The sequence below is a fragment of the Actinoallomurus purpureus genome, assembly GCF_024055795.1.
Taxonomy (GTDB): domain Bacteria; phylum Actinomycetota; class Actinomycetes; order Streptosporangiales; family Streptosporangiaceae; genus Actinoallomurus; species Actinoallomurus purpureus.
The window spans coordinates 160,892-182,169 of the sequence record NZ_JAMXMY010000014.1; the positions used below are offsets into that span (position 1 = coordinate 160,892).

General features: G+C 70.6%; 17 protein-coding genes. 5 read left to right on the top strand and 12 right to left on the bottom strand.

Going from position 1 to position 21,278, the window contains the following annotated elements; translation table 11 throughout:
• Positions 1 to 195: 195 nt before the first annotated feature.
• The 9 genes from NE236_RS25405 to NE236_RS25445 all read right to left on the bottom strand — a co-directional run bounded on the left by NE236_RS25405 (position 196) and on the right by NE236_RS25445 (position 12,892).
• Positions 196 to 1,206, bottom strand: a complete 1,011-nt coding sequence (locus NE236_RS25405; protein WP_252844647.1) for a DMT family transporter — start codon at positions 1,204 to 1,206, stop codon at positions 196 to 198.
• 190 nt (positions 1,207 to 1,396) lie between these two features.
• On the bottom strand, positions 1,397 to 2,722 hold the full coding sequence (locus NE236_RS25410; RefSeq protein WP_252844648.1) for a TIGR02679 family protein: 1,326 nt from the start codon (positions 2,720 to 2,722) through the stop codon (positions 1,397 to 1,399).
• Positions 2,719 to 6,369, bottom strand: a complete 3,651-nt coding sequence (locus tag NE236_RS25415) for a TIGR02680 family protein (RefSeq protein ID WP_252844649.1) — start codon at positions 6,367 to 6,369, stop codon at positions 2,719 to 2,721. Before NE236_RS25415 ends, NE236_RS25410 begins: the two co-directional genes overlap by 4 nt.
• Positions 6,260 to 6,886: a hypothetical protein gene (locus NE236_RS25420; RefSeq protein ID WP_252844650.1), complete on the bottom strand. Its 627-nt coding sequence runs from the start codon at positions 6,884 to 6,886 to the stop codon at positions 6,260 to 6,262. The genes NE236_RS25415 and NE236_RS25420 overlap by 110 nt, the downstream gene beginning before the upstream one ends.
• The gene (locus NE236_RS25425; RefSeq protein WP_252844651.1) at positions 6,883 to 8,007 is read right to left on the bottom strand and encodes a TIGR02678 family protein; all 1,125 of its coding nucleotides are present in this window, start codon (positions 8,005 to 8,007) and stop codon (positions 6,883 to 6,885) included. The genes NE236_RS25420 and NE236_RS25425 overlap by 4 nt, the downstream gene beginning before the upstream one ends.
• A gap of 200 nt (positions 8,008 to 8,207) precedes the next feature.
• Positions 8,208 to 9,707 (bottom strand): TIGR02677 family protein, encoded by a 1,500-nt coding sequence (locus tag NE236_RS25430; protein WP_252844652.1) that lies wholly within the window; start codon positions 9,705 to 9,707, stop codon positions 8,208 to 8,210.
• 104 nt (positions 9,708 to 9,811) lie between these two features.
• On the bottom strand, positions 9,812 to 10,513 hold the full coding sequence (locus tag NE236_RS25435; protein WP_252844653.1) for an alpha/beta hydrolase: 702 nt from the start codon (positions 10,511 to 10,513) through the stop codon (positions 9,812 to 9,814).
• Between the two features lie 365 nt (positions 10,514 to 10,878).
• Complete coding sequence (locus NE236_RS25440) at positions 10,879 to 11,181, bottom strand: hypothetical protein (protein ID WP_252844654.1); 303 nt, start codon at positions 11,179 to 11,181, stop codon at positions 10,879 to 10,881.
• Between the two features lie 1,048 nt (positions 11,182 to 12,229).
• A complete protein-coding gene (locus tag NE236_RS25445) occupies positions 12,230 to 12,892 on the bottom strand; it encodes an intradiol ring-cleavage dioxygenase (protein WP_252844655.1) in 663 nt (220 codons plus the stop codon).
• Between the two features lie 782 nt (positions 12,893 to 13,674).
• On the opposite strand from NE236_RS25445, the gene NE236_RS25450 reads away from it, so the two are divergent.
• Both NE236_RS25450 and NE236_RS25455 read left to right on the top strand, forming a co-directional pair.
• Complete coding sequence (locus NE236_RS25450; protein WP_252844656.1) at positions 13,675 to 14,049, top strand: hypothetical protein; 375 nt, start codon at positions 13,675 to 13,677, stop codon at positions 14,047 to 14,049.
• Complete coding sequence (locus NE236_RS25455) at positions 14,037 to 15,005, top strand: hypothetical protein (protein WP_252844657.1); 969 nt, start codon at positions 14,037 to 14,039, stop codon at positions 15,003 to 15,005. The genes NE236_RS25450 and NE236_RS25455 overlap by 13 nt, the downstream gene beginning before the upstream one ends.
• 176 nt (positions 15,006 to 15,181) lie before the next feature.
• On the opposite strand, the gene NE236_RS25460 is transcribed toward NE236_RS25455, so the two are convergent.
• Positions 15,182 to 15,364: a hypothetical protein gene (locus NE236_RS25460; RefSeq protein WP_252844658.1), complete on the bottom strand. Its 183-nt coding sequence runs from the start codon at positions 15,362 to 15,364 to the stop codon at positions 15,182 to 15,184.
• A 287-nt stretch (positions 15,365 to 15,651) separates the two neighbouring features.
• Between NE236_RS25460 and NE236_RS25465 the strand changes: the two genes are divergently transcribed.
• A complete protein-coding gene (locus NE236_RS25465; RefSeq protein ID WP_252844659.1) occupies positions 15,652 to 16,470 on the top strand; it encodes an SAM-dependent methyltransferase in 819 nt (272 codons plus the stop codon).
• A 42-nt stretch (positions 16,471 to 16,512) separates the two neighbouring features.
• Here NE236_RS25465 and NE236_RS25470 read toward each other — a convergent pair whose 3' ends face one another.
• Positions 16,513 to 17,283 (bottom strand): SAM-dependent methyltransferase, encoded by a 771-nt coding sequence (locus tag NE236_RS25470; protein ID WP_252844726.1) that lies wholly within the window; start codon positions 17,281 to 17,283, stop codon positions 16,513 to 16,515.
• 288 nt (positions 17,284 to 17,571) lie between these two features.
• On the opposite strand from NE236_RS25470, the gene NE236_RS25475 reads away from it, so the two are divergent.
• A complete protein-coding gene (locus tag NE236_RS25475; protein ID WP_372494436.1) occupies positions 17,572 to 18,480 on the top strand; it encodes a Sco1979 family transcriptional regulator in 909 nt (302 codons plus the stop codon).
• Here NE236_RS25475 and NE236_RS25480 read toward each other — a convergent pair whose 3' ends face one another.
• Positions 18,481 to 18,927 carry a hypothetical protein gene (locus NE236_RS25480; protein WP_252844660.1) on the bottom strand — a complete coding sequence of 149 codons (447 nt, stop codon included), beginning with the start codon at positions 18,925 to 18,927 and terminating at the stop codon, positions 18,481 to 18,483.
• A gap of 224 nt (positions 18,928 to 19,151) precedes the next feature.
• On the opposite strand from NE236_RS25480, the gene pabB reads away from it, so the two are divergent.
• A complete protein-coding gene (gene pabB / locus NE236_RS25485) occupies positions 19,152 to 21,212 on the top strand; it encodes an aminodeoxychorismate synthase component I (RefSeq protein WP_252844661.1) in 2,061 nt (686 codons plus the stop codon).
• Positions 21,213 to 21,278 lie beyond the last annotated feature (66 nt).

Here is a 21,278-nt window from a genome sequence, read left to right on the forward strand (position 1 = left end):
GCCTCAGTAGAAACCTCAGAGAAGACACCCACGCCTCCCTCGCGCGATTCGCCCGGAATGCAGGGTTTCTGCCAAGGATGCCGCGACGCCGATTCACGGCCGGGAAACATCCACTTCGCCGTTGCCGTGCGCCGGCCCAGTGCAGGGTTGACCAAAACGGCGGGAAGGGGTGGTCCCTTCCCGCCGAAAATTGGGTCAGTCAGAGTCGGAGTTCCTTCGACTCTGATATTTGGCCGCCCCGTAGGAGGCGACGACAATGAGGATGATTCCCAGCCACCCGAGAGGGCCGGGGACCGTCATTTCGACGAGCATCCCCATGAGGATGCTGGCCAGCGTCATGAGGGGCGATAGCATGGCGTTCGCCGACGCTCGAAGGTTCCCTTCATACGCCTTGATCACCAGCACACTGCTCAGTGTTGCGACCACCCCGGCGCCCGCGCAGAGCAGAAGGTCTGACCAGTTGCTCGTCAGGACCTTCCAACCACCGTCCATGGACGATGCGCCCACCGCGAGGATGGCGAGCGCGGGAATCGCCGCGAGGGTGCTGATCTTTCCCTTGAGATCCCGGTCGAGAGCCTCCATCTGCCTATTGCCGACGGCGTACGTTGCCGACGTAATGATCACGGCGCCGACGCCCAGGATCCAACCGGGGACCTCATGGCCCAGAATGGGGAGCCCTGGACCAGGAGAGAAGTGCGCTCCGTTCCGGCGGGCCGGATCGTTCATCAGGGCCACGATTCCGGGCACGGCCAGGATCGGCCATACGGCGGTTGAATACCGTCCTTTCCTGGCGTCCTTAAGGACGTCGCCGCCGAGCGTGAACACCGCTGTGCAAAAAAAACCCAGCGGCGCCAGCGTCTGCGGCGCTATCCACCGGAACGTGTAAAGGGCGGCCACGTTGTTCGCTCCCAGGATGATGCCCCGGACAAGGACCGACCTCCATACCGGCCAGCTGCATCGAAGCGACGGCCGGTATAACCGGAATTGGATGGAAAAGCTGATCACCATGATAATGATGGCCGTCATGAACGGCCCCATGTTGGTGATCACTCCTGTCGCCGCCAAGAAATAATTCTTGGCGATGGCCACCAACCCGCCGAGCGCGGCTATTGCGAGAATTTTAAGATCCTCGGGGTCACTGAACAGCGGCCCCGATAACCTCCTTATTGCTGCGGGTGGCACCCGCAGCAGCCTTTTAGTTTTCATGGGACTCCTCTTGATTGCGAGGGCGCACAAAGAAGTCCCGAGAACATCTGTCCCGGCTCCTTCGATGCGCCCGTTTTCACGGAACAATTAGAGAGCCGGGACGGCTCTTAATTTTCGGTTGTGATTGCCAGTTTGCCAGACCGGCGGCGACCTTGACCAGGCTTGCCGCGGTCGGGGCCGAGATCGACGGCTATGCCGGCGGGTCTTCAGGGGAGAGCAGGTCGGCGAGGAGCAGTTCGAGGGCCGACTCCTCCTGGACGGCGACGCCCAGGGCGGTCATGGCGGGTGTCAGTTCCGGGTCCCAGACCGCGTCGACGGGTGCGCCGGTCAGCGGCGGTAGCGGCGTGCCCCGGTCGCGGGCCGTGGCGACGTGCTGTTCGTAGTCGGTCGCCCGCATGCGCCACGGACGGGCGGCGTACCGGCCGATCATGCGGTTGGCGATGGCGATCCCCGGCCAGTCGAAGTCGCCCCGGTAGGCGAGGCGCGCCCCCGCGGCGTGCAGGGCGTCGAGCAGGGTGAGCGCGGTGGTCGTCGGGTTGCCAGAGACACAGACCAGCGGCCGGGTGCACCCGCGGTCGGCGGCGGCCTCGACGACGCGGGGATTCTCGCAGACGAAGACCTCGGTGTCCGGTGGGAGACGCCAGGTCATGCGGTTCAGGTCGCGCAGCGTCAGATGGGTCTCGAAGCCGGCCCGCGTGCGGTCGCGGAGCAGCCGTACGGTGGGTTCGTCGCCGAGGGGCGCGAGCCCGTGCGTGAGCACCGTGGTGGACACGCGGTCGACGGCCACGCCGGCCGCCTCCCACAGTTCGCGCCGGGAGCGTGCGTCCTGAGGCGGCGCCACGTCCAGAGAACGGGCGACGGCGCGCAGGACGATCCGGGCCAGCAGGGTGCCGTCGTCCAGGCCGTGCGCGGTACCGGTCACGCGTTCGGCGAGTTCGCCGCGGCCCGGCAGGCCCGCCGCCCCAGGGGACCCTGAAGCCAGGCCTGCACCCGAGGAGGCCGGACCGGCCAGCAAGGCCATGACGTCGATGGCCTGGACGATCAGCCGTCTGGCGTTCTCCGGGGCGAGCCGGGCCAGGGTGCCGGCCCGCCGTACCTCTTCCAGCCACGGTCCGGACCAGGCCGCGTCGGCCAGGCCGTGGGACCGTAGCGCGTGATCCGCGGCGGCCCACACCGCCTCGGCCGCGGCCCTGCGGGCGTCGCGGGCGGCGGGCCGGTCGGTGAGCGGGCCGCGGAGTTCCGCGACGACCTCGACGAGGCCGCGCTCGGCCGCGCCGGTGCGCAGCTGCGCGTCGAGGTCGGGGAGCGCGATCGAGACCGCGTCTCCGGTGTACGGGCGGCCGGTGAGCAGGGCGAGGGCCTCGCGTTCGGCGGCCGTGACGCCGTCGAGGCGCAGTCTGCCGCGCACCTGCAGGCCGCCCCGTTCGAGGCGGTCGCGCAGCCGGTCCCACAGCCGGGCGAGAGCGGGCTGGTCGAGCCACGCACGTGTCTGCGGCGTCATCTCAGCGGCGCTCACGTGCTCACGAGTCGCTTGTGGCGGCCGTCCCAGGTGAAGTGGACGGTGGCGACGCCTCGGACGTGCGGGTCGCGCAGGCACTCGTAGATGTGCAGGCTCGGCACGGTCGCGAAGCAGCCGAACAGGCGTTCGCTGGTGATGACGAAGTCCAGGTCCAGTTCGACCAGCAGGCCCAGCAGCCGCCCGTGCGTCGGCTCGTCGACCTTGGCGAACGCGTCGTCCAGCAGGATGAGTCGCGGTGCGGCCGGGGCGGCGCCGCTGAGCGAGGAGAAGTGCGCGGCGGCGGTCGCGAACAGCACGAGGTACGACACGACACGCTGTTCGCCCTGGCTCAGCGCAGTCCGGTGACTGAGCACGCGCTCGCGGTCGGGGTTGGCGGCGTCGGTCACCTTCACCCGGAACGCGTACCAGGCCCGGTAGTCCAGCGCCGCGCGCAGGTGCAGGGCGTATCCGGCGGACGGGTCGGCGCGCCGGGCGTCCTCGATGCGGCGGCGGAGGGCGTCCCGGAGCCGGGCGGACTGGTCGCGGGTGCGCAGCGCCGAGGGACTGCGGAGCAGTTCGACGGCCGCCCGGATGTCGGCGTCGCTGCCGGCGGGCAGCTCCCACACGAGGCGGGTGCCGATGCCGTGCGACGAGCGGACCTCCTCGAGGGTCTCGTTCATCGCCGCGACGAGGTTGTGCGCCGCCAGCACCTGCCGGGACAGGTGGTCGCCGAGCTCGCCCAGCAGGTACCGCTCGAACACCTCCTGCTCCCGGGTGGACAACCGCAGCCGGGCCTCGGCGAGGGCCGCGCCGATGCGCGTGCCGACGACCGCGACGTCGTGCGCCCCGGTGTCGTCGTGCAGGGCGAACCGTTTCACACCGTCCACCTCGTCGACGCCCGCGTCGTACCCGCCCGCGAGGTTGTCCCGCAGCTCCTCTCCCCGGCGGAGGATCAGCGAGTCGCTGACGTCGGCGGACGCCGGGCCGAGCCGGGCGCCGATGTCGTCGGCGAGGGCGTTCAGCGCCTTGATCCGCGCGCGTACGTCGCCGTCCTGCGCGGCGTCGTAGGCGCGCAGCGGCTCCTCGACGTCGCCCAGCGCGGCGGCGAGCGACAGGCCGGGCAGGCCGAGCGGGCGCCGCAGGCCGGCACCGCCGTCGACGACGATCTGTTCCTGTTCGCCGCGCGCGGTGACGGCGTTCTCGCGCCGTACGCCGGCGACGATCCGGTCCTGGCGGAGCTCGTCGTGGCGGGCCCGGAGCGGTGGCAGCCCGCGTACCGCCGTGTCGAGTCGTTCCTGGGCTTCGCGTTCGCGCGCGAGGATCTCCTGCTCGCTCGCGCCGACGGACTCCTCCAGCAGTGCCAGCTCACGCCGCGCGGCGGTCAGCGCCGCCCGCGCGGTCGCGTACCCGTCCTCGGCGAGCGTACGGTCGGCGCGCGTCTTCTCCCAGCCGCCGCGTACCGCGCCGTGCGCCGACAGCCGGTCCAGCACGCGTGCGGCGTCGCGGCCGAGTGTGCCGATCCGTGCCTGCAGGGTGCCGAGCTCGGCGCGGATCCGGGCGAGGTCGTCCGGGTCGGCGGGCAGGCCCTCGGCGCCGGCCTGCGCCTCGGCGCGGGTACGCAGTCGCACCGCGGCCGCACGGGCCTCCTCGGCCTCGCCGCGGGCACTCGCCAGCGCGGCGGTGAGCCGTCCCGTCTCGGCGATCGCCTCCTCGTACGTCGTCCACGCGTCGGTGAAGGCGCGCGGCCGTGGAACGTCGCGCAGCACCCGGCGGAGCGCGTCGCGCCGCTCCTCGATCCGCACGCGTGCGGCCCGCGCGGTCTCCAGCGCGGCCTCCAGCTCGTCGATCCGCTCGGTCAGGGCCGCGATGCGGCGCCGCCGGGTCGCCGCCCGGACGCCCGCGCCGACGTACTCCGGGTGGTCTTTTCCGTACGCGCCGTGGGTCACGCCGAGCCGCCATCGGCCGTCCGTGGCCGCCCAGCTGGACGCCGTCTCCGTCTCGCCCAGCCCGATCGAGCGCAGCAGCCGGTCGAGGCCCTCCGCGCTCACCCCCTCGGCGGGTACGGGCCGGAGCACGTCGGCCAGGCTCGGGCCCGCGACGGGCGTTCCCGGGCGCGCCAAGACGTCGCGCGTGCCGGCGGCCAGCGCGGTGCCGTCGGCGCACACCCAGGCGCCGAGCAGCCCGCTCGCCTCCAGCGCGGCCTCCAGGCCGGTGCGGTCGGCGTCGGGCAGCCCGTCCGCGAAGTCCAGCAGGCGGAACAGCGGAGCGCCGCCGCGCGGTGGCCGGTCGGCGGTCGCGTACGGGGAGCGGGGCGGTTCGGGGTCGGACTGCCGCTCCCAGCGGCTCCGCTCGGCGCGCGACTCGGAGAGGTCGGCGCCGATGGAACGTTCGCGGGCGACCGCGTCGTCGCGTTCGACGTCGCAGGCCGCGAGCACCGGGTCGGTCACCTCGTGCGCGGCCTGAGCGACGGCCTCGGCGACGTCCCGGTCGAGGCAGCGATCGGTGACCGGGAGGTCGTCGTCCTCGTCGGGGAGCGCGACGAGCGTTCGCACCACGGCCGGGTCCGGCAGCCGGTCCGCCCATTCACGTACGAGCCGGGCGTAATCGGCGGACGCCTCGACCAGCCGGGTACCGCGCTGCCGCTCGCGTTCCTGTGCCCCGCTCAGCTGCGCTTCCAGCCGCTCGGCCTCCTGGCGCAGGGCCGCCGCGCGGCTCTCCGCGACCGCGACCTCCTTCAACCGTTCGGTGAGCGCGTCCGCGGCGCGCTGGCGCGCCTTGGCCACCCGGGCGGCCTCGGCCAGACCGTCCCGCCAGGTCGCCAGCTCCGCGGCCGTCCGTTCACCGAGCGTCTCGGCACCGGGGCGTACGGCCTCGTGGTCGCGGCCGTCCGGATCAGTGATCGTCTCGGTGGCCGCCGTGGCCAGTGTCGCGGTCGTCGCGGTGGGCGGCTCTCCCAGCAGCGCCTCGTCGATCCCGCACGCGCGGCTGCTGCTGCGGGCGTCGCGCAGTGAACCGCGCAGGTCGGTCAGGTCACGGGCGATCTCGGTGGTCTGCGTACGGAGCCGATCCGCCGCGGTCGCCTCACCCTTACGGGCCAGCTCGGCAGCGGTCCAGGCGCTGCGCGCGGCATCCTCCACGGCGCGTACGGTGTTGCGTTTTTCCCGCAGGTCGTTCAGCGCGCCGTACGCCGCGCTCTCCCGCAGCGCCCGCAGGTCGGCGTCGGCCGCGTCGCGGATCTGTTCCAGGCTCGCCACCCGACCCTCCGCCTCGGCCTCCTGCTTCGTGAGCTCGGCGAGGGTGCGTTCCGCGTCGCCGGCCGCGCGCCGCCGTTCGCGCAGGAGCCCCAGCGCGTCGTTCACCTGGGCGACCCGGCCACGGAGCACGCCGCGCAGGTAGCCGCGATAGGCGGTCAGGAACGTCGTCAGCGCGGCGTCGGTCCGCTCGAGTCGCGCCAGTTCGTCGCGTACGGTGTCGAGGTCGTCGAGGTTGCGGGCGACCTTGTCGATGACCTCGTCGTCGAGGGGCGGAAGGGCGTCGCTGAGCACCTTCACCAGCTCACCGGACTCGATCCGGTCGCCGATCGTCGGCCGGCGCAGCCCGTACAGCAGGTGCACGAGGTTCCGGTACCGCGCCAGGTCGGTGAGGCCGAACAGGTCCCGGGCCACGCGGGCGCGGTAGTCGGCCGCGCGGTCTGAAGCAGTTCTCCGGGCCGACCAGTTCCCGCAGCTCGGCGGGCGTGGGACGGCGGGCCGGATCGTGCAGCGGCAGGTCGTCGCCGACGGCGAGCGAGGTCACGAAGAACATCGGTTTCGCCTCGCCCGTCGACCTCGACGCCCGGACCGCGACGCCGAGCGTGAGGCGTTCGTCGGCGCCGTCGTCCTCGGTCGTCCGGGCGAACTCGACCCACAGGTAGCCCAGCCGGTTGGTGCCGGTCGTCCAGCCGTCCAGCATGAGCCACTTCAGCGTCGTCTTGCCGCCGCCGGCGGCGTCGAGCCTGCGGGTGTCGCCGTCCAGCAGGAACGGCAGCAGCATCTCCAGCGCCTTGGACTTGCCGGCGCCGTTCTTGCCGCGCAGCAGCAGCCGCCCGCCGCCGAACAGGAACTCCTCGTCGTACTGCCACACCTGGTGGATCCCGGCGCGACTCAGCCGGAACCGGTGCGGGTTCCTCGGCAACGCGATCACGTGGTGACCTCCGGGGAGTAGCGGGCGGCCGCGGGCAGCAGCCGCAGGCTCCCGTCGCCGGACCGGTCGATCAGGCGCATGCGCCGCAGGAGGTCGGTGACGGCCTGGTACAGCAGCTCGGGGGAGTCGGTGTACCGCTCCGCCCACGCCTTACGGTGCCGTTCGACCAGTTCGGCGAGCACGGACTCGATCCGCCCGTCGGGAATGTCGGCGGAGCCGCCGTCCGGGGTGAGCTCGGCGACCAGGCGTTCGAGCACCAGCAGCGCGGCCCAGGGCACGGTGCCGGATCCGGGGAACTCGATGTCGCTCAGCTCCCCGCCCGGATCGAGCAGGGCGACGCCCTCCGCCCGGATCTCGGCGTCCAGGCCCAGGAACTCCTCGAACGTGCGCTGCTCGCGACGCTGGTTGCGGCGCAGCCAGTCGCGTTCCTCGTCGGTCAGCTCCCCGACGTACACGACCGGGGTCTCCACCAGCCGCCGTCGTACGGCGTGCCGCGGACCGGCGTGCTCGGGTGCGGCCGCCAGCTCGATCAGCTCACCGGGCGACGAGGCCCGGCCGATCGGCCCGCTCACCAAGCGCCGCGCGACCTCCCGGTCGACGGTCAGCAGCGCCTCGGCCATGCCGTCGCCGGAGTAGGACTCCACCGATCCCTCATCCTCCGCCAGCACGTGCCAGGTCATCAGCTGCTTGAGTGCCGCGACCAGCGCACGGCGTTCGACGATGCGGTTCGGCTCGCCCAGGTCGATGCCCGCCTCGGCGGCGGCCGCACGCGTACGGGTGACGATCTCCGACAACAGCAGCTGCTCGGGCGCCGTGACCAGAACCGACAGCGCCAACGCGAGATAGGCGTACGTACGAGGGGTGAAGGGCGCCCCCGACGTGCGCTCGAGCCACCGGCCGGAGTCATGGCCGAGGCCCGCCTTGAGCAGCCGCGCGAAACCCGGCTCGACGATGAGGCGGTACCCCAGCAGCTGTCCGAACTGCCGGGCCAGCTCGTCGGCATGCCGCCGGATCAGCGGGAACTCCTCGGGATGCGTCTCCGGGGTGACCAGGGGCTCCCGCAGCAGCAGCCGGGCCGCGGTGCGCCGCTCGGCCGCCAGCTCGTCGGCGAAGTCGTTCATGCGGCCTCCTTCGTCGGAGGAGTGACCAGGCGTGCCATGCTTACGATTCGCTCGCTCCGCTCACTCATGCGGCCTCCTTCGTCGGAGGAGTGACCAGGCGTGCCATGCTTACGATTCGCTCGCTCCGCTCACTCATGCGGCCTCCTTCGTCGGAGGAGTGACCAGGCGTGCCATGCTTACGATTCGCTCGCTCCGCTCACTCATCCGGCCGCTTCCATGTCCGGACGCGCGGCGGCACCGAGGTCGACGCGCAGCCCGTCGAGGACGAGGTCGCCGTCCACTCCGTGGATGACGGCCGCGGCGCCGGCCGTACGGATCAGGCTGAGCCGGACGTCCAGGTCGTCGTCGGAGGCCTCCGCGTCGTCGAACCTCGGCGGCGCCGCCGCCAGGGAGCGCGCGAGCAGGTCGAGGAACAGCCGGGTGGCCGAGCCCGACAGCCGTACGTCGCCGAGTCGCGGGCCCGCCGCGCGGAGCTCGGCGGCCGCGGCACGCTGCCGGTGGGCCTCCTCCTCCGCCTGTTCGCGCAGCCGCGCCCGCTGGTCCCCGTAGTCCTCCGGCCCGGCGGTACGGCCCCGGGGTGCGCGCGAACCGCGTTCCTTCAGCGCCACGGGGACGCGGGCGGCCGGCCCGTCCCACCAGCTCGTCGTCGCCGGTACGTCCTGGTCGGTGTCCGGGGCGACGCCGAGGTGACGCGCCCCGTACAGCCCGAACGCCGCGACGAACAGGTCATGGGCCGTCGCGTCGTCGGCGCGGTCGAACCACTGCGCGAGCCGGATCAGGTCGCGCCGCCGGGACAGCCCGCCGCCCGCCGACCGGATCATGCGCTTGGCGTTGGCCAGCAGCGCCTGCAAGGCCCGCAACGTCGCGTCGCGCAGCTGGTCGACCTGACTGCCCTGGCCGGTGTCGTCGAAGAACCACGCCCGCAGCCCCGCCCAGTCGTCGAGCTCGCGGCCGCGGCTCCGCTGAATCCGCACGTCGGCGTCCTGGAGGGCCGCGAGGCCCTGGTCCGTCGCGTCGATGCTCCGCAGGAGGGCCGGCAGGCGCGGCCACAGCCCCTGGATGCTCGCCTCGATCTGCGGTGCGAACAGCGCCACCTCATCGGTGATCGTCTCCGCGTAGTCGAGCAGCAGCTCCTTGAACCCGGTGAACTCCGCGCCGTCCAGGTCGTACCGGAAGATCACCTGGCCGAGGTAGGCGTAGAAGTCGCGTACCGAGTCGGCGAACTGGCCGAACTGCGCGAAGAGCGTCGAGACGCGGTCCAGCGCCTCGCGCGGATCGATCCCGCCCGGCCGCCCGCTCGACTCCTCCAGCTCGGCCAGGCCCCGGGCCACGAGGGCGAGCAGCTCCCGGCTCACCTCGCGCGCGGCGTCGGCGTTGACGAGGATCTCGTCCGCCTGCCGCTGGATCCGCTCCCCGAGGGCGGACAACTGATAGCGGGACCGGACCCGGTGGTACTCCCGGATGCTGCCCGCCTTCACCGGCCGGGAGCTGGGGATGAGATTCCCCCAGGTCGTCAACGCGTCCAGCTTCGCGGCGACCGTCTCGACCGGGAATCGATCGTCGAGACGGTCGGCCAGGTCATGCGCTGAGAGATCCGCCAGCAGCGTCGAGGTGAACACCCGCATGATCGCGATGTACGCCGCGCGGTCCGGCACGGTCAGGTAGGTGTACGCGGTCAGCCGCTCCAGGTCTCCCTCCACGGTCAGCCACCGTACGCGTCGAACCGCACCGGAACGGACGACTCGCCCTGTCCGCGGCCCGATGTGGCCTGCGACCGCCGCCGCCCCGCTCGGGGATCAGGGTGTCAGGTCGACGAGGCGATGCCGGTGAGGATGTCGGCGAGGGTGTCGGGCATCGACAGGAACGGGGAGTGACTCGAGGCGATCTCGACGGTGTTGGACGCCCGCTGACTCTGTCCCCGCTGAACCTCCGGGGAGAGGACCTGATCCTCCGTGGCGAGGACGTAGGTCGTCGGGATCGGTCCCCACCCGGAGCATGTGCTCGGCGTGGCGGCGGATGCGAGCGACTGGTACACCAGTCGCTCGGCAGCCTCCTTCCCGATCGCCGGCTCGCAGTCGTAGTAGAAGACCTCTACCGCCCTGTCCTCGACGACGCGCAATGTCTCACCCGGGCCGGGAGCCACCCAGTCCGCTTCCGTACCGAAAAGGCCGAACAGGGACTCGCCCTCTTGTGGGAAGGCCGCCGCGAGGTAGACCGCGTGTCGTACGGCGGGGTGACCGGCCAGCTCCGAGATCACCATCCCGCCGTAGGAGTGCCCCACCAGCACGACGCCGTCACCGTCTCCGACCGCGTCGAGTTCCGCGCGCAGCAGGTCGGCGTCCGCCCGGAGATCGCCGAGCTCGGCGGGGTCCGGGCCGGCGCTGGGCAGCTGCTGGATCACCCGGACCGTGTGGCCGAGTTCGCGTAGCCGGCCGGCGAGCGTGTCCCAGCACCACCCACCGTGCCATGCGCCGTGCACCAGAACGAACGTCGCGTCGAAACCCATGTCGACAACCCTTCTGTCCGAATCCTTCGGTATCACCCCTTTAGTATTCCGGATAGAAATTATTCAGGTTTCGGAAAGTACAAAATTCGCGTGAACGATGATGCGTCGACTCGGGCCCGGGAGGGGTCGCCGCCGGGGTGAGGGAGACCCGCGTGGGGTGGCGTTGGGCGGCAGCTCGGCCCCGACGCCGACGGCTGCGGGAGCACGAAGACCGTGAGGAAGCCCGACCCGCGCTATCGGCGGCGGTTCGACGTCTTCCTCACGGTCATGCCCTTCAATGCCACGACGGCCGATCCCGCTGACCGCGCAGCCACCTCCATCTGGATCCCAGAGTGGATCAGGTCAGGTGGAGGGGCACGGGACCATCAGTCGTCCCAGTCGTCCCCGCCCCAGCCGTCCCCGCCCCAGCCGTCCCCGCCCCATCCGCCGAAGCCCCGGCCGCGACGGAAGCCACCGTCCGCGATCGCGACGTTGTTGTTCCTGTTGTGGACGCGAACCCGGACGGCGACCCGGTTGACGTTGGTGTTGATGTTGACGTTGCGGTTGTGGGCGTGATGCCGGTGCTTCCAGGTTGGGACGTGGGCGGACGCGGGCGAACTCGTGAGCATGAGGCCTGCGGCGGCGGCCGCGAGCGCGAGCCCGCCGGCAGCACTGGTCTTGTTGAGCACGTCATCTCCTTGCTTGCCGTAAATAGCCATGAAGGCCACTTACGCCCGTTTTGAGCGCTGTATCTCACACTCCCCTTGTTAGTCATTAGATAGGGCCAATGTCCGGTAAGTCTGCTTTAAAAAGGCAGGTCCGGCGGAACCTGGGCGCAGAGTTATCGATTCGCCAATGAGGTGAGTGTCGTATCGGCGGCCCCTACTAAGAAGTTCGTACGTAGGTAAACCCGCGTGCATGTTCTGCGGTATTAAGTAGCCTTTCAGGCTGATCTGACTGCGCGGCAGGTCATGAGCTGATCTCAGTCGCACCGCCGAGGTTCCGGCGATCTTCCCTGACGAAAGTGGCCGGACTGCCGCCGTACGAGGCCAGGAGTCAGGAGAGGCGGGGAGAGCCGGGTGGCGAGGCCCTTGCGGCGGCCAGGTGGATCTGGTGCCGGTGTTCCCGGCACTGCTGGGCTGCCTGGCGCCGTACGGACGGGTGTATGGTCATGAGTGAACCGTTCGGTGATGGCCCCCGAATGAATCGCCCATTTGGGAGGCGCGCCCATATATTGGGCACCGACGGCACGCCACTGCGTCCGCCGCCGTCCACTGAGACGATAATTTTCTCGTCTGAGTAGACACCGTGGAAACACACGGGTTCCCCCGGAGTTGGTGGCCCACCACCGTGACCCGCGCGGGATCCGCCACCCCCTGGCGGTAATGCCGGCGACCTCGCTGGTGCGCTGGGAAACCACCTCGATCGCCGCCCGAACCCAAAAACGCAACCGCGGCCGCGACGAGACCCGCCACCTCAAGATCCTGCCGGCCCCCCTCCACCGACCTGCCGTTCCCGCACGCCACCCAGGTCCTCCTGCTCGAACGCAACCGGCCGGCGGGTGATTCCTCCCAATACGCCCCCGGCGCCCGCCCCCGGGCCGGCCGAGCCGGGTCGCGTCCGCCCGCCGTCGGCAAGGTCGGCGCCGACCGGCGTACTCGACTACCGCAGCCTTCGGGATCTGCGTGGCGCGTTCGTCGAGTACGCCGGTCGCTGAGGTCGGTGCCCGGCGGCGGTTCAGGCGGGGACGGTGAGGGTGGAGGTGTAGCCCGAGGTGGTGTTGCCGGTGACGGTGGCCAGCTGGGTGGCGTACCCGTCGCTGAAGACCATGTCAGTGGACAGGCTGGTCCGGGACAGGTTCGAGGCGCTCGATCCGTAGCCGCTGGTGGCGTACACGGTCTGGCAGGCCGCTGCGGGGAGGGCGAGCTGGGAGGTCTTCACCGGGTTGCCCGCGGCGGTGGCGGCGGAGAGGGTCTGGTAGATCTCGAAGTGGATGTGCGGCCATCGGCCGGAGTAGCACCCGGGGAAGATGCTGGTGAAGGTGACCAGGCCGGAGCTGTCGGCCACCTGGATGCCGCGCAGGTAGTTGACGTTGGTCAGGCCGGATGAGTAGAGCGAGTAACCGCCGGTGGCGTTGCAGTGCCACAGGTAGACGGCCGCGCCGGGGAAGGGCGCGCAGGAACTGGTCTCGATCGTGAGCTTGATCGTGAGGGGGACCCCGGTGGCGGTTCCGCTCAGGCCGCCGAAGCTGGATCGGATGTCGCTGCGGACGATGCCGCTCTGGGTCAACACGTTCGGCCCGTTGGAGCCGTCGGCCGGGTAGGGGCCGGCGGTCTCGGTGGGGATCACGGTGCAGGCGGCTGCGGCGGCGTCGGTCCTGCCCGGCAGGGCGGATGCCATGGCCGCGATGCCCGCGCCGCCCATGAGAAGGAGTGCCCTGCGTCGGCTTAAAGTACTCAGGTCGAATGAGAGACCTCGGTCGTGGTCGTGCAGTTCTTCATTCATGACCGCGATCGTAGAAGTGGCTCTGCGTGGCGTAAAGTTCCCTTTCATGGGAGTTTGATGAGAAACTTGAACTGTGTGTATGTGAATTGAATGAGAATGGATCCGATGGGCTTGACTGGCCGAGTTAAAAATCGTAAAATGTCTGGTTTTTAGCGGGTGTGAGGTGGTGCGAGCCGGGTCCAGAGGCCGTCGCGGCTCCAACGCTTCCCACGCACGATCAGCCGCCCTACGCGAACCCCTCCCGCTGATCACATAGCGTCACGGCCACCGATCGGCGGCCGACTTTGAAGTCGCCCTGGGAAATGACGGTGGAACGCCTTGCCGGCCGGGCGCGGTGGCGGCCCGCCCGGCCCGCCCGGCCCGTGCGAGGGCGGGGTCGCGGGAGCCGGTCGGTCGGCGCGGTGCGGTGCGGGGTCGCTTGCCGGCAGGGCTATTCGGCCATCCCGGCCAGGCGCTTTCGGCTTAGCCGATTCATAAGGCTCGTCGCGCCTGGATGATTGGAGCTCGCCATTAGCATCATAAACCGATAGGTATTCGCTGTCGTTGATATTGCTGTCGGACAAAAGAAACGGTTATGGTGTTGTCTCGCCCGGCGTCGGTAATGAGGAGGGTGCGGGGAATGAAAATGCGCGTGATCATGACTTCCCCGTCGACCGGCCGGCGGGGCGGGGGGATCGGTGCCGGGTAGGGGCGCCCGGCTCTTCGGGCGTGACCGGGCCGTTCTCGTCGTCCGCGAGTTCATGGAACGACCCGAGCAGGGCCGGGAGCGGCTCACCCGAGAGGCCCCGATCCTGATCTTCGAAGGGCCGTGCGGCAGTGGGAAGACCGCGTTGCTGGATTCGCTGGAGGGCTCCCTCGAGCAGCGCGTGCCGTACGCCCGGATCGATTTCGAGGCGATCGGCGACGTGGCCGTGTACGAGGTGCTCGCGGCGCTCGCCTTCGAACTCAATCGGCAATGCGGAAACTATGGCCGGCTCGGATTCCCCCGATTCATCGTCGGGCGGGCGATCATCGCGGAGCCGGACCTCGATCTGAGCAAGTGGTCGGGCTGACCCTCAGCAGGAAGGAGACCATCCAGGCCGCCATGGAGCTGTCGAGGGCCCGGATCCCCATGGTCGGCGACGTGATCGCCGGAGACGGCATCGACAGCACGGGAGCGGCGCGGGCGGCCGTGGGCCTCGGCAGCGGCGCCATCCCCGGGCTCACGCGCGTCAATCCGGAGGTCGGCGCCGAGTTCGCCGCCATCGCCAGAGTCCTGGCCAAGCGGCCGAACCTGCGTACGGCGACCCTGGTCACCGACCAGAAGGCCACCGACCTCTACGCCAGGTCACTCCGGACGGATTTCACCAAGAACCCGCGGCTGGTCGCCTACCTGGACCGGGGCCACCACCTGGAGGAGACGTTCATCGCGGACCGGCCCGATGAGCCCGGACTGCCCAACCAGTTCGCCGTCATCGCCAGCAACATCTGCGGCCCGGACCAACCGGACATGGTCTTCTACGCGGGACGGCGGTTCTTCCTGACGGCGCTCTTCGGCTACATCGCCCACCGTTGCGAGAGACCGATCACGCTCGTCACCGGTTCCGACGCCGCGGCGCTGGGCGCCTACCCCGGCCCCGGTTCGATCATCACCGCGCCGCTGGCGGACCCCGACGTGCTGGACAGCGACCGCAATCCGGCCCGTGCCTCCTACCAGCGTTTCATCCAGGAGTTCAGCAACCACTTCAACACCGTCGACGTCCGGAGCGGATGGACGATCATGGCGCACGACGCGGTGCTCACGGCGGCGCAGGCCATCCGCCGCACCGCCGGACCCGGAGGGGGCGCCGCCCTGGCACCCGCACGAGTGCGCGACATGCTGTACACGCAGCACGCAACCAACAGGGTCCTGGGTGCCTCCGGCGACATCGACATGGGCCCGACCGGCAACCCGGTGCACCGTCTCATGTCCGTGATCGAGATCGCCCCGAGCGGCCGGCACACCGTTCTCGACGTTCATCTGTCGTGACGACGCGTCACGGGATGACACCGGCGGCGATTCTCAAGTTTGGTTCACGGGGACCGCGCTCATCGAATCGGCCGAGCCGCTCGTCGAGCTGCTGGGCATCGGTAAGACCTAGCCCCCGACGCGTATCGCGCGTCGGGGGCCAGCCGCCGGCCGGTGTCGGCCGGCAATGTTGATCATCAGACGCCGCGGTCGAGCTCGTCGGCGGTTGCGAGGTTCTCGGCCGCGCGGCTGGGCTTGCCTTCCGCGAGGTCGGCGGCGGCCTCTTCGCGGAGGAAATCTGCGACCCCCCTCAGGGCGCTGCAGGCGCACGTTCCGTAGCAGCGGCCGCACGGCTGAGGACTGGGCGGGTTACCGTTCATTTCGGGCCCCTTTCATTTTTCCCTTTTTTGGTCTATCCGCGAGAGTCGCGGATGGACGGTCCGGCCCTTGATGCCGAACCGAGTGGGACCGTCCGGCCCTGCCGCCCGTCGGCAAGGTAGCGGCGACCGCTGAGTATGTTGCCCGTGTCGTCACCGACGAGGTCCGAGCGGTCTGACGGCCTCCGGCCCGGCCACCTGTGGCCGGGCCGTGGGGATCATCGATCGGGCCTCTGTCGGCGGCGTACGTTGACGGTGTTGGGTTTACCGTTTTGGTAGGAGACGCGCCGATGTCCGATGAAATGTCCCCGCCGGTCGAGCGCCCGTCACCCGAGATCGACACGTCGGTGCCGCACTCGGCCAGGATCTACGGGTACTGGCTGGGCGGGAAGGACAACTATCCGGTGGACCGGGAGGCCGGGGACCGGGTCCGAGAGCTCTTCCCGGAGATCGTCGATCTCGCGCGGATCGGCCGGTACTTCCTCGGCCGCGTCGTCCGGTATCTCGCCGGGGAGGCGGGGGTCCGGCAGTTCCTCGACATCGGCACGGGTCTGCCGACCGTGGACAACACCCACGAGGTCGCCCAGCGGGTCGCGCCCGAGTCACGGGTCGTCTACGTCGACAACGACCCGCTCGTGCTCGCGCACGCCCAGGCCCTGCTCACCGCACTGCCCGAGGGCACGACCGAGTACGTGCACGCCGACGTGCGCGAGCCGGAGAAGATCCTGGAGGCCGCGGCCCGGACACTCGACCTCGACCGGCCCGTCGCGGTCATCCTCATGGGAATCCTCGCCCACGTCGACGACTACGACGAGGCGCGGTCGATCGTACGGAGGCTGCTCGACCCTCTGCCGTCCGGGAGCTACCTGGCGCTCCGGGACGGCACGGACACCAACGAGGCGTACGAGGAAGCCATTGGGCAGTACAACTCCACCACCGGCGCGGTCCCGTACAACCTGCGCAGCCCGGAGCGGATCGCCGGCTACCTCGACGGCCTGGACCTGGTCGAGCCGGGTGTGGTCTCGTGCCCGCTGTGGCGGCCGGACGTCGCTTCTCTGACGCCGGTGGAGGAGGTGGCCGTGTACGGCGGTGTCGGCCGGAAGCCCTGACGCTCGTCCTTGGTCCCCGGGCGAGGACGTCGTGGCGGGCGCTCAGGCCTTGCGGCCCATTCCCCCGAGCGTCTCCACTCGGGGCGGGAGGCCGAACGGGCTGTGCTCGGGGCGCCACTGGGACACCGGCACCACGTCGGGCTCCAGGAGTTCCAGGCCGTCGAAGAAACGGGTGATCTGCTCCGGTGAGCGCAGGTGGTACGGGACCGCGCCGCCGCTGTTGTAGCGCTGGTGCGCCTCCCGGCGTTTGGGATCGGTGTTCGTACCGTCGTTGAGCACGAGGTGGCTGCCGGGTGGCAGGGCGTCCAGCAGCCGCCGGACGATCGCGTGCGGGTTCTCCCGGTCGTCGATGTGGCCCATGATGCCGAGCAGCATCAGCCCCACCGGCCGGTCGAAGTCCAGGGTTCGGGCGGCGGCCGCGAGGATGCGGTCGGGGTCCCGCACGTCCGCGTCGATGTAGTCGGTGGCCCCAGCAGGGGTGCTGGTGAGCAGGGCGCGGGCGTGCGCGAGCACGAGCGGGTCGTTGTCGACGTAGACGATCCGCGACTCGGGAGCCACCCGCTGGGCGACCTCATGGGTGTTGTCCACGGTCGGCAGGCCCGTGCCGATGTCGAGGAACTGCCGGATCCCGACCTCGCCCGCGAGATGGCGCACCGCGCGGGCGAGGAAGTGCCGTACGGCCCGTGCGGCGTCGACGATGCCAGGGAAGATCTCCCGGAACTCGTCACCGGCCTGGCGGTCGACGGGATAGTTGTCCTTCCCGCCGAGCCAGTAGTTCCAGATCCGCGCCGAGTGCGGCACGGTCGTGTCGATCTCCGATGGTGGCCGCCGGTCGGATCGGTCCGACGCGGTGGCGGGGGTCTGCCGGTCGGATCGGTCCGAGGTGGTTCCGGGAGAGGGCCGGTCGGGCGGGGACGGGTCGGTCCCGGAAGGCCGGTGATCGGGTGCCTGCGCGTCGTCGGTCACGGGGAAAACCCTTCCTCGATGCCGCGGGGAGGATGCCGTAGGGCAAACCGTCCAATCCGGTTCGCACGGCCGAGGTTATCGTGAGAGGCTTCGAGCGCGATCAGTGTCGGCGGTTACGTGGAGCGGAGAGACGGCATGGTCACTGGCCCCCTCGCTAGTGGCGTGACCGACAGCGCTCTGCTGGCCTACCGCCAGGCCGGTCCCACCGTGCTGCGGATGCTCGTCGGCGCCCAGCTGCGCCGGCTGCGCGAGGCCAGCGGCCTCACCTGCCAGAGCGCCGGCGCGGCCATCGACGCCTCGCACTCCAAGATCAGCCGCCTGGAGCTGGGACGGCGAGGTTTCAAGCAGCGTGACGTCGCCGAGCTGCTCACCCTGTACGGAATGGACGACGGAGCCGAGCGCGCGAACCTGCTCTCGCTGGCCGAGATGGCCACCGCGCCGCCCTGGTGGCGGGAGTACGCCGACGTGGTCCCGCGCTGGTTCGAGGACTACCTCGGGCAGGAACAGGCCGCCAGCGTCATCCGCACCTACGAGGTGCAGTTCGTCCCCGGGCTGCTGCAGACGCCCGACTACGCCCGCGCCGTCATCCGCCTCGCCCACGGTGAGCAGTCCGAGGGCGTGATCGACCGGCGCGTCGCGCTGCGGATGAAGCGGCAGCGGCTCCTGCTGCACCGGCCGAACCCGCCGAAGCTCTGGGCCGTCATCGACGAGGCGGCGCTGCGCCGGCCGATCGGCGGCGCGGCCACCATGCGCGCCCAGCTGCGTCACCTCATCGAGGTGGCCGAGCTGCCCGACGTGACCATCGAGGTCATGCCGTTCAGCGCCGGCGGCCATGCCGCGGCGGGCGGCCCGATCACGCTGCTGCGGTTCCCCGAGGACGACATCCCCGACGTCGTCTACCTCGAGCAGCTCACCAACGCCGTCTACGCCACGAAGACCGCCGACGTCGACCACTACTGGCATGTGCTGAACCGCGTCGTCATCGAGGCCGAGCCGCCCAACGCCTCAGTGAAGATCCTGCACCGGATCCTCCGCGAGACCTGATCAGGTCGACTTCCACTTCACGTTGCCGCGGACGTAGCCGGTGAGGTAGTCGACCCATGTGCGGCCGGCCTGGACCTTGAAGCAGGTGCCCTTCGCCAGCTTGTGCGGCTGGTTCAAGGTGTACCTGTGGTTCTTCGCCTCCAGCGTCACCCACTTGGTCATGGCCACCTTGCTCTTGCAGGTGACCAGCCTGATCCCGACGCTGCCCTTGCCGCTCCGGGCGATCATGACGACCTGGAGAGTGCCCGGTTTGGTGACCGTGAAGATGTTCTTCGCCGTGCTCATCTTGAAGGGGGCTGGTTCGAACGGGCCCCAGTTCCAGTTCCCCACCGTCGCCGTGCCGACGGTCTGGGCGGGAACGGCCGCCGAGGCGGAGGGGGCGGACAGGGCCACGGCGGCGGCGCCGGCGGCGATCGCGACGGCGGCGGACTTGAGGTAAGGCATCATCGGCCTTTCACTCGGCGAATTGCTCGACTGACCGCGCATCCTCGCACCGGATCAGGGGCGTAGATAGAGGCTCAGAGCCCATTCACCGGGCGGTGCGATGGGGCACCGGTCCTATCGGCCACGGGGAGATGACGGCCCGGAGGCGGGGCGGGCCGGTGGTCCCCTCGGTGCCCACGGCACCGCCCGACATACCATGCGACTGAACGGGGGGCTCCGGGGTCTCGATGCGAACACTGCTGATCGATAATTTCGACTCCTTCACCTACAACCTCTTCCACCTGCTGGCCGAGGTGAACGGACGGCCGCCGGTGGTCGTTCGCAACGACGCCGACTGGTCGGCGCTCGACGCCCGTGACTTCGACAGTGTGGTGATCTCGCCTGGCCCGGGGCGTCCCGGCCGGGAGCGGGACTTCGGGATCAGCGCCCGCGCGATCCACGACTGGGACGGGCCCGTGCTCGGGGTGTGCCTCGGCCATCAGGGGTTGTGCGAGCTCCTGGGCGGCGCCGTCGGGCACGCGCCCGAGCCGGTGCACGGCCGGGCGTCCGCGATCCACCACACGGGACGGGACCTGTTCGCCGGGATCCCCTCGCCGTTCACCGCCGTCCGCTACCACTCGCTGGCCGTGACCGACCTGCCGGAGGAGTTCGAGCCGCTCGCGTGGACGGCCGACGGCGTCCTGATGGGCGTCCGGCACCGGGAGCGGCCGCTGTGGGGCGTGCAGTTCCATCCCGAGTCGATCGGCACCGAGTACGGCCGGGAGTTGCTCGCCAACTTCCGCGATCTCGCCGGCCGTCGCTCCCCGTCGCCGCCTCGACCGGCTCCGGCGGTCGTCGCCCGGCCCCGGTCCCCGTCGCCGTACCGGCTCGGCGTGCGCCGGATCGAGTGGGCGCCCGATCCGGAGGTCGCCTTCCGCGCGCTGTTCGCGGGCCGGCCGCGGAGCTTCTGGCTGGACGGCGCCGCCGGGTCCGACGTCGGATCCCGATTCTCGATCATGGGTGACGGCACGGGGCCGCTGGCGGAGTTCGTCACCTACCGGGTGCGTGAGCGGACCCTACGGGTGGAGCGACCCGGGCGGCCCGTGGAGCTGCTCCCGGGACCGTTCTTCGACCGGCTCGACGCGCGCCTCCGGGAGCGCGCCCTGCCCGCGGACGAGCGCCTGCCATTCGACTTCGCCCTGGGCTATGTCGGCTACCTCGGCTACGAACTGAAGGCCGAGACCGGCGGCGCGGCCGTGTACGACGCGCCGACGCCCGACGCCGCCCTCGTCTTCGCCGACCGGGCCCTGGTCTTCGACCACGAGGAGCACACCTGTCACCTGCTGTGCCTCGGCGAGGGTGCCGACGATCCGCGCGCCGCCGCGTGGCTCGACGCCATGGAGGCGCGCGTACGTCGTCTGCCCGCCAGGGGCGCACGCCCGCCCGCGCCGGACCGCGCGCCGGCCATCCCGTACGAGCTGCGCCACGGCGAGGAGGCCTACCTCAAGCGGATCGCCGAGTGCGGCCAGGAGATCCGCGACGGCGAGTCGTACGAGATCTGCCTGACCAACATGGCCGTCGTCCACGGGGCCGTCGATCCGCTCCGCACGTACGCGTTCCTGCGGCGGGTGAGTCCGGTGCCGTACGGCGCGCTGCTGGACTTCCCCGGCGTCGCGGTGCTCAGCGCCTCGCCCGAGCGGTTCCTGTCCGTCGGGGCCGATCGGGTCGTGGAGTCCAAGCCGATCAAGGGCACGCGGCCGCGCGGGGCGACGCCGGAGGAGGACGCGGCGCTCCGCCGCGAGCTGCGCGACAGCGCGAAGGATCAGGCGGAGAACCTGATGATCGTGGATCTGGTCCGCAACGACCTGGGCACCGTCTGCGAGGTCGGCTCGGTCGACGTCCCGCGCCTGTTCGCGGTCGAGACCTATGCCCCGGTGCACCACCTGGTGTCCACGGTCCGGGGCGTGCTGCGGCCCGGCGTCTCGGCGGTGGACTGCGTACGGGCGGCGTTCCCCGGCGGATCGATGACCGGCGCGCCGAAGCTGCGCACGATGGAGATCATCGACAGGCTGGAGGACGGCCCTCGCGGGGTGTACTCCGGCGCGCTCGGCTGGTTCTCCCTCAGCGGCGCCGCCGATCTCGGCATGGTCATCCGTACGATCGTGATCACGCCCGACACGGTCGGTTTCGGGGTCGGCGGGGCGATCGTGGCGGCCTCCGATCCGGCCGCGGAGTTCGAGGAGACGCTGGTGAAGGCGCGGGCGATGGCCGCCGCCCTCGGCTTGAGCATCGCCGCCGACGCCGATTGAGTCGCCCGGCCGTCCCGTATGAGGCGAAATCCCATTTTTCGCTATGACTGATCGTTAAGATCACGT

What these genes read in the sequence shown, in the direction of transcription:
- NE236_RS25405 (WP_252844647.1), bottom strand. Translation starts at nt 1,206, where the DNA reads ATGAAAACTAAAAGGCTGCTGCGGGTGCCACCCGCAGCAATAAGGAGG.
- NE236_RS25425 (WP_252844651.1), bottom strand. Translation starts at nt 8,007, where the DNA reads ATGAACGACTTCGCCGACGAGCTGGCGGCCGAGCGGCGCACCGCGGCC.
- NE236_RS25435 (WP_252844653.1), bottom strand. Translation starts at nt 10,513, where the DNA reads ATGGGTTTCGACGCGACGTTCGTTCTGGTGCACGGCGCATGGCACGGT.
- NE236_RS25445 (WP_252844655.1), bottom strand. Translation starts at nt 12,892, where the DNA reads ATGGCATCCGCCCTGCCGGGCAGGACCGACGCCGCCGCAGCCGCCTGC.
- NE236_RS25460 (WP_252844658.1), bottom strand. Translation starts at nt 15,364, where the DNA reads ATGAACGGTAACCCGCCCAGTCCTCAGCCGTGCGGCCGCTGCTACGGA.
- NE236_RS25465 (WP_252844659.1), top strand. Translation starts at nt 15,652, where the DNA reads ATGTCCGATGAAATGTCCCCGCCGGTCGAGCGCCCGTCACCCGAGATC.
- NE236_RS25475 (WP_372494436.1), top strand. Translation starts at nt 17,572, where the DNA reads ATGGTCACTGGCCCCCTCGCTAGTGGCGTGACCGACAGCGCTCTGCTG.
- NE236_RS25480 (WP_252844660.1), bottom strand. Translation starts at nt 18,927, where the DNA reads ATGATGCCTTACCTCAAGTCCGCCGCCGTCGCGATCGCCGCCGGCGCC.
- pabB (WP_252844661.1), top strand. Translation starts at nt 19,152, where the DNA reads ATGCGAACACTGCTGATCGATAATTTCGACTCCTTCACCTACAACCTC.